We start from the raw sequence: 9,928 nt of genomic DNA, 5'->3' as shown, positions 1-9,928 counted from the left end.
GACATGTCGCGTATCGGACGACTCCCAGTTGCCATCCCGAGCGGTGTCGAGGTCACCATCGACGGCCAGTCCGTCACGGTGAAGGGCCCCAAGGGCGAGCTCAGCCACGTCGTGGCCGAGCCGATCACGGTCGAGAAGGGCGACGCTGACCTCGAGGTCAAGCGCCCCAACGACGAGCGCCAGTCCCGTGCCCTGCACGGCCTGACCCGCTCGCTCATCAACAACATGGTGCTCGGTGTGACCGAGGGCTATGAGAAGAAGCTGGAGATCCACGGCACGGGTTACCGCGTGGCCAACAAGGGTGGCGACCTCGAGTTCGCGCTCGGCTACAGCCACTCGATCACCGTCAAGGCCCCCGAGGGCATCTCCTTCGCCGTCGAGAACCCGACCCGCTTCGCGGTCCAGGGCATCGACAAGCAGCTCGTTGGCGAGGTTGCTGCGAACATCCGCAAGCTGCGCAAGCCCGACCCGTACAAGGGCAAGGGCGTTCGCTATGCGGGCGAGCAGATCCGTCGCAAGGTCGGAAAGGCCGGTAAGTAAGCCATGGCAATGATCGTCAAGCGCTCCAAGGGCAAGTCCGCTGCACGCGGCCGTCGCCACCTGCGCCTGCGCAAGAAGGTGACCGGTACGACCGTGCGTCCGCGCCTGGTCGTGTCGCGCTCCTCGCGCCACGTCTTCGTGCAGATCGTCGACGACACCATCGGCAAGACCGTGGCGTCGGCCTCCACCATGGAGGCGGACCTGCGTTCGTTCGAGGGTGACAAGACCGCCAAGGCCCGCAAGGTGGGCGAGCTGCTCGCCGAGCGTGCCAAGAGCGCCGGCGTCGAGGCCGTCGTGTTCGACCGTGGTGGCAACAAGTACCACGGCCGCGTCGCGGCCATCGCCGAGGGCGCCCGCGAGGGCGGACTGGCCCTGTGAGCACCGTGACCGAAACCGTTATTGAGATGAGGAACATCTGATGCCCGGACCCCAGCGTCGAGGCACTGGTGCCGCTGCTGGCGGCGACGCAGCTCGTGGCGAGCGCGGCGACCGCCGCGGTGGCCGCGACAACCGTCGTGAAGGCGGCCGCGACCAGGCCGAGAAGAGCGCCTACGTCGAGCGCGTCGTGACCATCAACCGCGTGTCCAAGGTCGTCAAGGGTGGTCGTCGCTTCAGCTTCACCGCCCTCGTGGTCGTGGGCGACGGCGACGGAACCGTCGGCGTCGGCTACGGCAAGGCCAAGGAAGTCCCCGCGGCGATCGCCAAGGGTGTCGAGGAGGCCAAGAAGGAGTTCTTCAAGGTCCCGCGCATCCAGGGCACCATCCCGCACCCCGTGCAGGGTGAGGCCGCTGCCGGTGTCGTCATGCTCCGTCCCGCCGCTCCCGGTACCGGTGTCATCGCCGGTGGTCCGGTGCGCGCGGTGCTCGAGTGCGCCGGCATCCACGACGTGCTGAGCAAGTCGCTCGGCTCCGACAACGCCATCAACGTCGTCCACGCGACGGTCGCGGCCCTCCGGGGTCTCGAGCGTCCGGAGGAAGTGGCTGCCCGCCGCGGACTCCCGGTCGACCGGGTGGCCCCGGCCGCCATGCTGCGTGCCCAGGCTGCCGGTCGCGAAGCTGCGAAGGCAGGTGCCTGATGCGTCTCAAGGTGACCCAGACCCGTTCCGAGATCGGTGGCAAGCAGAACCAGCGTGACACGCTGCGCAGCCTCGGTCTGAAGCGCATTGGCGACGTCGTCGTCAAGGAGGACCGTCCCGAGATCCGCGGGATGGTCAAGACGGTGACCCACCTGGTCGCCGTCGAGGAGGTTGACTGACCATGGCAGAGAAGAAGGCCGCCAAGGCCGCTGCCGCCCCTGAGGGCACTGCCCTCAAGGTGCACCACCTGCGTCCCGCCCCGGGTGCCAAGACCGCCAAGACCCGCGTGGGTCGCGGCGAGGGCTCCAAGGGCAAGACCGCCGGTCGTGGCACCAAGGGCACCAAGGCCCGCTACCAGGTTCCGGAGCGCTTCGAGGGTGGCGCCATGCCGCTGCACATGCGTCTGCCGAAGCTGCGTGGCTTCAAGAACCCGTTCCGTGTGGAGTTCCAGGTCGTCAACCTGGACAAGCTGTCCGCCCTGTTCCCCGAGGGTGGCGATGTGACCATCGCCGACCTCGTGGCCAAGGGTGCGGTTCGCGACAACTCCCCGGTCAAGGTGCTCGGCACCGGCGAGATCACCGTCAAGGTCAACGTGACCGCTGACAAGTTCTCGGCGACCGCCAAGGAGAAGATCGAGGCCGCTGGCGGCTCGGTCACCTCCGCCTGACCAAGCCAGAACAACAGGGTATGCCGCGGGCTCACCGCTCAGGTGAGCGCGCGGCATACCCCGTTTGTGGTCTCCAGCACGTGTGAGCGCGTCCCGGGCCAAGCCTCGAGGTCGTGCCGTGTGATACCCCTCGCTGGCGCTCGGGGTAACCTTCCTAGGATTGCCTGACCATCATTACCGCGTGGCCCCACCGGCCCGCGTCACCAGGAGGACCTGTGCTCACCGCCTTCACCCGTGCGTTCAAGACGCCGGACCTGCGCAGGAAGCTGCTGTTCACCCTCGCGATCGTCGTCGTCTTCCGGCTCGGCTCGCACGTGCCCGTCCCCGGCGTGAGCTACACCGCCGTCCAGGCGTGCATCAAGGGCGCCGACTCGACGACAGGTGTGCTGGGCCTGGCCAACCTCTTCAGTGGTGGCGCGCTCCTGCAGCTGTCGATCTTCGCGCTCGGGATCATGCCGTACATCACGGCGAGCATCATCGTGCAGCTCCTCACCGTGGTCATCCCGCGGTTCGAGGCCCTCAAGAAGGAGGGCCAACAGGGCCAGACGAAGATGACGCAGTACACCCGTTACCTGACCATCGGCCTGGCGGTCCTGCAGTCCTCCACCCTCATCACGTTCGCGCAGAACCCGTCGGCGCTCTTCGGGCCGAAGTGCACGAGCATCCTGCCTGACGAGTCGATCCCGACCCTGGTCATCATGGTGCTCACCATGACCGCCGGCACCGGTGTCGTCATGTGGCTCGGTGAGCTCGTCACCGACAAGGGCATCGGCAACGGTATGTCCCTGCTGATCTTCACCTCGATCGCCAGCTCGTTCCCGAGCTCGCTCTGGGCGATCCAGCAGCAGGACGGCCGGTGGGACGTCTTCATCGGCGTCATCCTGCTCGGCTTCCTCATCATCGCGCTCGTCGTCTTCGTCGAGCAGAGCCAGCGCCGCATCCCGGTGCAGTACGCCAAGCGCCAGGTCGGCCGCCAGATGTACGGCGGCACCTCGACCTACATCCCGCTCAAGGTCAACATGGCCGGCGTCATCCCCGTGATCTTCGCCTCGTCCCTGCTCGCGCTGCCCTCTTTGCTGGCACAGTTCAACCGCAAGGCGGATGGAAGCTCTGCGGGCTGGGTGAACTGGGTCGACGCTCACCTGGTCCGTGGTGACCACCCGATCTACATGATCATCTACATCGCGCTGATCCTGTTCTTCACGTTCTTCTACGTGTCGATCACGTTCAACCCGGTGGAGGTGGCCGACAACATGAAGCGCTACGGCGGCTTCATCCCAGGTATCCGCGCCGGGCGACCCACGGCCGAGTACCTCGACTACGTGCTCACCCGCATCACGGTTCCAGGGGCCATCTACCTCGGCCTCGTCTCGCTGATCCCGCTCATCGCACTGGTACTCGTCGGCGCCAACCAGAACTTCCCGTTCGGTGGCACCTCCATCCTGATCATCGTCGGTGTCGGCCTCGAGACGGTGAAGCAGATCGAGTCGCAGCTGCAGCAGCGGCACTACGAAGGGTTCCTTCGGTAATGCGTCTGATCATCCTCGGGCCGCCCGGTGCCGGTAAGGGCACGCAGGCGGCCAAGATCGCCGAGAAGTTCGGCATCCCCGCGATCTCCACCGGCGACATCTTCCGGGCCAACATCAAGAACGAGACCCCGCTCGGCCTGCAGGTCAAGGAGGTGCTCGCGTCCGGTGGCTACGTCACCGACGAGATCACCAACGCGATCGTGCGCGACCGGCTGTTCGAGGACGACGCCGAGCAGGGCTTCCTGCTCGACGGCTTCCCGCGCACGGCCGCCCAGGTCGAGACCCTCGACGCGATCCTGGCCGAGCACGGCCACGCACTCAGTGCGGTCCTCGAGCTGACGGTCGACAACGAAGCGGTGGTCCAGCGGCTGCTCAAGCGGGCCGAGATCGAGGGACGCGAGGACGACACCGAAGAGGTCATCCGCGAGCGCCAGGCGATCTACCGCCGCGAGACGGCCCCCCTGACCGAGGTCTACTCCGCCCGCGGCCTGCTCGTGCAGGTCGACGGCATGGGGTCGGTCGACGACGTCTTCACCCGCATCTCCGAAGCCCTCGAAGGGGTTGCTCGATCCTGATGTTCGGCAGGTCCCGCATCGAGACCAAGACCCCTGACCAGATCCTGCGCATGCGCAAGGCTGGCCTGGTGGTCGGTCAGACCCTCCAGCTGATGGCCCAGACGGTCCGTCCGGGAATGACCACCAAGCAGCTCGACGAGCTGGCCGAGGAGCACATCCGCGGCTGCGGGGCGACCCCGTCGTTCCTCGGCTACCACGGGTTCACCGGGTCGCTGTGCACGTCGGTCAACGACGAGGTCGTGCACGGCATCCCCGGCTCGCGGGTGCTGGCCGAGGGCGACCTCATCTCGATCGACTGCGGCGCGATCGTCGACGGCTGGCACGGCGACGCCGCCATCTCGGTCATCGTGGGGGGCCGCGACGCCGGGCGTCCCGAGGACCTCGCGCTCATCGACGCCACCGAGGACTCCATGTGGGCCGGCATCGCCGCGCTCGCCGTGGGGGAGTCGCTGTATGCCGTGGGTGCCGGGGTCGAGGACAGCATCGTCGCCTCGGGCGAGCGCGACGGACACGACTACGGGATCATCGAGGACTACGTCGGCCACGGCATCGGCACCGAGATGCACATGGACCCGCAGGTGCCGAACTACCGCGTCCGCGACCGGGGTCCCACGGTGCGCTCCGGCGTGACGGTCGCGATCGAGCCGATGGTGACCCTCGGCAGCGCCGACACGACCGTGCTCGAGGACGACTGGACCGTCGTGACCAACGACAAGTCCAGGGCGGCCCACTGGGAGAACACCGTGGCCGTCACCGACGCCGGGCTCTGGGTGCTGACTGCCCTCGACGGCGGCAAGGAGCGGCTGGAAGCCGCCGGCGCGGCATACGCCCCTCTCGCCTGAGCTGAAAGCAGCGGTGCGCCTTGAACGGTCGGGGGCGCCCGGTATGGTCGCCAAATGGCCCTTCCCATCAGTCGAAGTGCCATGGACAAGCTGGGCAAGAAGCTGATGTCTGGGACCATGGCTCCCGAGGACTGGCAACGGCTTGAGGATGTTCTGTCGGCATACCAGGACTCACTCGACAGCGCCCAGGTAATCCTTTCGGACGCCGGCCTTCAGCCGACGACACGTGTCAAGTCCACCGGCACTCTGATCGAGAAACTTCAACGAGGAACGTCGATGAAGAGTATCCAGGACATCGCTGGAGCTCGGGTGGTTGTGTCCGGCGGTAGGCCAGCGCAAGACGCGGTGGTAGTCAAGGTGCGCATGCTTCTCGGAGGCGAGGGGGAGGCGGCGCCGAGAACGGTGGACCGACGAGCCAACCCCACCCATGGATACCGCGCGGTGCACGTCATCGCGCATCACAATGGACTACCCGTGGAACTCCAAGTGCGAACAGAACTCCAAGACTCGTGGGCCCAGCTCGTCGAGCGGGTTGGGGATGCTTGGGGGAGAGGGTTGCGATACGGCACTCCAGTCAACGAGCCGATGCGTCCCTTGTTTGCTGGTGGACGGGTCAACAGGTCCGACTTCGTACGCAGCCTGATGAATCTCAGCGAGTCCCTGGATCGACTCGAGACAAACGAGGGCGTGCTGCGATGGCTATCAGCACCCCATCGTGAGGGCATTCTCGAGAATGAGAGCTTGCGCCTGAGTTATTCTGAGCTGGCAGCGGAAATACACGGCCTCCGATCTCGCGTGGTGGGCCAACTCGATACCCTCGGTGAACTTCTGGACCAGATGGAGGCCTCGTGAATCACTTCTTGATCGTGTTCGAACGCCTCCAAGGTCAGTTGCTCGATATTCGAGAGTTCGACCGGGCGGACAAAGCGTTGAGCGGGAGATTTGAGGCGGAGCGCCTTTACCACGGTAGCCGCGACGTTGAAGTCGTCGTGCTGGGTGCCAAGTCACTGGAGGACCTCCGTCGCACGCACTCGCGCTACTTCAGTACTGGCCGCGAATTGGTAAGGGGTGCAGTGGGGCGCGTCGCTGAGGCATCAGAGCCAAGTCACTACTGAGTGTGAGCCGCGAACCCAGGCCATCGTCGGGAAGGGTCAGCTCAAGCAATCGCCTCTCAGTGTGCGGTGGTCACCGAACCGCCTGGTGGGGCCTCGGTGACGAACGGGTCGCCACACGTGCGCAACGAAAATCGCGGCCATCTGTGGACTGCGTGAGCACGATTTCGTGCTCACGCAGTCCTGGCGTAGACTGATCTGTCGGTGCGCGACCTCGCGTGCCGTATTCGTGTGTGCGCCCCAGCCGGGGGCGCCACGACGACAGATTGTGGAGGATATGGCCAAGAAGGACGGTGTCATCGAGATCGAGGGCACGATCGTCGAGGCTCTCCCGAACGCGATGTTCAGGGTCGAGCTCACGAACGGTCACAAGGTTCTCGCTCACATCTCGGGCAAGATGCGACAGCACTACATCCGGATCCTCCCTGAGGACCGCGTGGTGGTTGAGCTCAGCCCGTACGACCTGACCCGTGGCCGGATCGTCTTCCGCTACCGCTAGACGCACGACCAGCACCACCCGTAAGACCTGTCGGTCCGCCCGGAGCGACAGTGCCAGATCGACTGAAGCAGAGGCTATGAAGGTTCAGCCGAGCGTCAAGAAGATCTGCGACAAGTGCAAGGTGATCCGCCGTCACGGCCGGGTCATGGTGATCTGCGAGAACCTGCGCCACAAGCAGCGCCAGGGCTGACCAGCTCCACCTGAGCCCCGGAAGCGGGACTCGCCCAGCACGACTCGCATCTCTTCGAGAAGCGCAGACAAGTGAATCGACCGCAGTACCCGGCCCCTGAGAGCAGCGTCGTCGACGCAGCCCAGGACGTCACCCCCGGCCCGGAGGCCGAGGACCGGTGCCCCGAGGAAAGCTTCGGGAAGCAGCCCGGAACGGTACTGCTCCAGACCTCCGGTGAAACAAAGGAAACACACAAGATGGCACGTCTTGTTGGTGTGGATCTCCCGCGCGAGAAGCGCGTCGAGATCGCTCTCACCTACATCTTCGGAGTGGGTCGTACCCGCTCCCAGCAGGCCCTGGCCGCGACGGGTGTCAACCCGAACACGCGCGTCCGCGACCTGTCCGACACCGAGCTCGTCGCCCTCCGCGACCACCTCGAGGCGAACGTCAAGATCGAGGGTGACCTCCGTCGCGAGATCGCCGCCGACATCCGCCGCAAGGTCGAGATCGGCTCCTACGAGGGCCTGCGCCACCGCCGTGGCCTGCCCGTGCGCGGTCAGCGCACCAAGACCAACGCGCGCACCCGCAAGGGCCCCAAGCGCACCGTCGCCGGCAAGAAGAAGGTTGGTAAGTAATGCCTCCCAAGGCTCGCACTGCCGGCGCCAAGAAGGTGCGCCGCAAGGAAAAGAAGAACATCGCCCACGGGCACGCTCACATCAAGAGCACCTTCAACAACACGATCATCTCGATCACGGACCCCGCTGGTGCCGTCATCGCCTGGGCCTCTGCCGGCCAGGTGGGCTTCAAGGGTTCGCGCAAGTCCACCCCGTTCGCCGCGCAGATGGCCGCCGAGGCTGCCGCCCGTCGCGCGATGGAGCACGGCATGCGCAAGGTCGACGTCTTCGTCAAGGGCCCCGGCTCCGGTCGTGAGACCGCCATCCGTTCCCTGACCGCGACCGGCCTGGAGGTCGGCGCCATCAGCGACGTCACCCCCTCGCCGCACAACGGTGTCCGTCCGCCCAAGCGCCGTCGCGTCTGAGCCGTCGGTAAAGAACAGGGAGATAGAGAAAACTCATGGCTCGTTACACCGGCCCCATCACCAAGAAGTCGCGTCGCCTCAAGGTCGACCTCGTCGGCGGCGACAAGAACTTCGAGCTCCGTCCCTTCCCGCCCGGCCAGCACGGCCGTCGCCGGATGCAGGAGAAGGAGTACCTCACCCAGCTGCAGGAGAAGCAGAAGGCTCGCTTCACCTACGGCGTCATGGAGAAGCAGTTCCGCGGCTACTACCAGGAGGCCTCGCGCCGCTCTGGCAAGACCGGTGAGACCCTGCTGCAGATCCTCGAGTCCCGCCTGGACAACGTGGTCTACCGCGCCGGCCTGGCCCGCACCCGTCGTGCGGCTCGCCAGCTCGTCACGCACGGCCACTTCGAGGTCAACGGCGTGCGCGTGGACGTCCCGTCCTACCGCGTCGAGCAGTACGACATCATCACCGTTCGCAAGCAGTCCGTGAACACCTTCCCGATCGAGCTGGCTCGCCAGACCTTCGGCGAGCGCCCCACCCCGGCCTGGCTCCAGGTCGTCCCGGGCACGCTGCAGATCATGATCCACCAGCTCCCGGAGCGTGCGCAGATCGACACGATCCTCACGGAGCAGCTGATCGTCGAGCTCTACTCGAAGAACTGACGGCATGGGGTATGCCGCGTGGGTGACCACGCGGCATACCTCGCCTTCGGCCGTGGTCGCAGACAGAGACAACCACGGCAGCCGGTCGGACCGGCACATCATCGGCGTCATATAGCGGTCGCCGACGAGAAAGGAAATACCCGTGCTCATTGCACAGCGCCCCTCCCTCAGCGAAGACGTGGTTGCAGACAACCGCAGCCGCTTCGTCATCGAGCCCCTCGAGCCCGGCTTCGGCTACACGCTCGGCAACTCCATGCGCCGCACGCTCCTCTCGAGCATCCCCGGCGCAGCCGTGACCAGCATCCGCATCGACGGCGTGCTGCACGAGTTCTCCACGATCCCCGGGGTCAAGGAGGACGTCACCGAGATCATCCTCAACATCAAGGGCCTGGTCGTCTCCTCGGAGCACGACGAGCCGGTCGTCATGTACCTGCGCAAGCAGGGTGCGGGCGCCGTCACGGCCGCGGACATCGCGCCGCCGGCCGGTGTCGAGGTGCACAACCCCGACCTGCACATCGCCACGCTCAACGGCAAGGGCAAGATCGAGATGGAGCTGACCGTCGAGCGCGGTCGCGGCTACGTCTCGGCCAACCAGAACAAGTCCGGTGACCAGGAGATCGGCCGCATCCCGGTCGACTCCATCTACTCGCCGGTGCTCGCCGTGACCTACAAGGTCGAGGCGACCCGTGTCGAGCAGCGCACCGACTTCGACAAGCTGATCGTCGACGTCGAGACCAAGAACTCGATGGCCCCCCGTGACGCCATGGCCTCCGCCGGCAAGACCCTGGTCGAGCTGTTCGGCCTGGCCCGCGAGCTCAACGTCGAGGCCGAGGGCATCGACATGGGCCCGTCGCCGACCGACGCCGCCCTGGCCGCCGACCTGGCGCTGCCGATCGAGGACCTCGACCTCACCGTCCGGTCCTACAACTGCCTGAAGCGCGAGGGCATCCACACCGTGGGTGAGCTCGTCGGGCGCAGCGAGGCCGACCTGCTCGACATCCGCAACTTCGGTGCGAAGTCGATCGACGAGGTCAAGGCCAAGCTCGTCGGCATGGGCCTGGCCCTCAAGGACAGCCCGCCCGGGTTCGACCCGTCCGCCATCGCCGACAACTACGGCGACTACGACGACGACTTCGTTGACGACGGCCGCGCGCTGGCCGAAGACGAGCAGCTCTGACCAACCGCCGCTGACTGTTCGGCACCGCCCGCGGTGCCGAACGGTCACACACCAAGGAGA

16 protein-coding genes are annotated in these 9,928 nt (G+C 66.2%); all 16 read left to right on the top strand.

Annotated features, from left to right (window positions below; all coding sequences use genetic code 11):
• The first annotated feature begins 3 nt into the window (after window positions 1-3).
• The 16 genes from rplF to ACXJKD_RS07370 all read left to right on the top strand — a co-directional run bounded on the left by rplF (window position 4) and on the right by ACXJKD_RS07370 (window position 9,868).
• The gene (gene rplF / locus ACXJKD_RS07445) at window positions 4-540 is read left to right on the top strand and encodes a 50S ribosomal protein L6 (RefSeq protein WP_457253835.1); all 537 of its coding nucleotides are present in this window, start codon (window positions 4-6) and stop codon (window positions 538-540) included.
• A 3-nt stretch (window positions 541-543) separates the two neighbouring features.
• Window positions 544-918: a 50S ribosomal protein L18 gene (rplR, locus tag ACXJKD_RS07440; protein WP_457253834.1), complete on the top strand. Its 375-nt coding sequence runs from the start codon at window positions 544-546 to the stop codon at window positions 916-918.
• Window positions 919-958: 40 nt separating this feature from the next.
• On the top strand, window positions 959-1,615 hold the full coding sequence (rpsE, locus tag ACXJKD_RS07435; RefSeq protein ID WP_457253833.1) for a 30S ribosomal protein S5: 657 nt from the start codon (window positions 959-961) through the stop codon (window positions 1,613-1,615).
• Entirely contained in the window at window positions 1,612-1,794 is a 183-nt protein-coding gene (gene rpmD, locus ACXJKD_RS07430) for a 50S ribosomal protein L30 (RefSeq protein ID WP_056924254.1), read from the top strand. Before rpsE ends, rpmD begins: the two co-directional genes overlap by 4 nt.
• A gap of 2 nt (window positions 1,795-1,796) precedes the next feature.
• Window positions 1,797-2,282 carry a 50S ribosomal protein L15 gene (rplO, locus tag ACXJKD_RS07425; protein ID WP_056923985.1) on the top strand — a complete coding sequence of 162 codons (486 nt, stop codon included), beginning with the start codon at window positions 1,797-1,799 and terminating at the stop codon, window positions 2,280-2,282.
• Between the two features lie 215 nt (window positions 2,283-2,497).
• Window positions 2,498-3,811, top strand: coding sequence for a preprotein translocase subunit SecY (secY, locus tag ACXJKD_RS07420; RefSeq protein ID WP_457253832.1), 1,314 nt, complete (start codon window positions 2,498-2,500; stop codon window positions 3,809-3,811).
• Window positions 3,811-4,386: an adenylate kinase gene (locus ACXJKD_RS07415; RefSeq protein WP_457253831.1), complete on the top strand. Its 576-nt coding sequence runs from the start codon at window positions 3,811-3,813 to the stop codon at window positions 4,384-4,386. The genes secY and ACXJKD_RS07415 overlap by 1 nt, the downstream gene beginning before the upstream one ends.
• Window positions 4,386-5,228, top strand: coding sequence for a type I methionyl aminopeptidase (gene map / locus ACXJKD_RS07410; RefSeq protein ID WP_457253830.1), 843 nt, complete (start codon window positions 4,386-4,388; stop codon window positions 5,226-5,228). Before ACXJKD_RS07415 ends, map begins: the two co-directional genes overlap by 1 nt.
• A 54-nt stretch (window positions 5,229-5,282) precedes the next feature.
• Window positions 5,283-6,080: a RelA/SpoT domain-containing protein gene (locus ACXJKD_RS07405; protein ID WP_457253828.1), complete on the top strand. Its 798-nt coding sequence runs from the start codon at window positions 5,283-5,285 to the stop codon at window positions 6,078-6,080.
• Entirely contained in the window at window positions 6,077-6,343 is a 267-nt protein-coding gene (locus ACXJKD_RS07400) for a hypothetical protein (RefSeq protein WP_457253827.1), read from the top strand. Before ACXJKD_RS07405 ends, ACXJKD_RS07400 begins: the two co-directional genes overlap by 4 nt.
• A gap of 274 nt (window positions 6,344-6,617) precedes the next feature.
• Window positions 6,618-6,839, top strand: a complete 222-nt coding sequence (gene infA / locus ACXJKD_RS07395) for a translation initiation factor IF-1 (RefSeq protein ID WP_006946284.1) — start codon at window positions 6,618-6,620, stop codon at window positions 6,837-6,839.
• Window positions 6,840-6,915: 76 nt separating this feature from the next.
• The gene (gene rpmJ, locus ACXJKD_RS07390; RefSeq protein WP_010148647.1) at window positions 6,916-7,029 is read left to right on the top strand and encodes a 50S ribosomal protein L36; all 114 of its coding nucleotides are present in this window, start codon (window positions 6,916-6,918) and stop codon (window positions 7,027-7,029) included.
• Window positions 7,030-7,265: 236 nt separating this feature from the next.
• Window positions 7,266-7,643 (top strand): 30S ribosomal protein S13, encoded by a 378-nt coding sequence (gene rpsM, locus ACXJKD_RS07385; protein ID WP_457254169.1) that lies wholly within the window; start codon window positions 7,266-7,268, stop codon window positions 7,641-7,643.
• Window positions 7,643-8,047 carry a 30S ribosomal protein S11 gene (gene rpsK / locus ACXJKD_RS07380; protein WP_140743564.1) on the top strand — a complete coding sequence of 135 codons (405 nt, stop codon included), beginning with the start codon at window positions 7,643-7,645 and terminating at the stop codon, window positions 8,045-8,047. Before rpsM ends, rpsK begins: the two co-directional genes overlap by 1 nt.
• Before the next feature lie 35 nt (window positions 8,048-8,082).
• A complete protein-coding gene (gene rpsD / locus ACXJKD_RS07375) occupies window positions 8,083-8,691 on the top strand; it encodes a 30S ribosomal protein S4 (protein ID WP_056923979.1) in 609 nt (202 codons plus the stop codon).
• Between the two features lie 142 nt (window positions 8,692-8,833).
• A complete protein-coding gene (locus tag ACXJKD_RS07370) occupies window positions 8,834-9,868 on the top strand; it encodes a DNA-directed RNA polymerase subunit alpha (protein WP_056923978.1) in 1,035 nt (344 codons plus the stop codon).
• Window positions 9,869-9,928: the final 60 nt, after the last annotated feature.

Source organism: Pedococcus sp. P5_B7, assembly GCF_054049895.1.
Note: the sequence above shows the minus strand (reverse complement) of the source record. Positions and strands in the feature narration are given on the sequence as shown.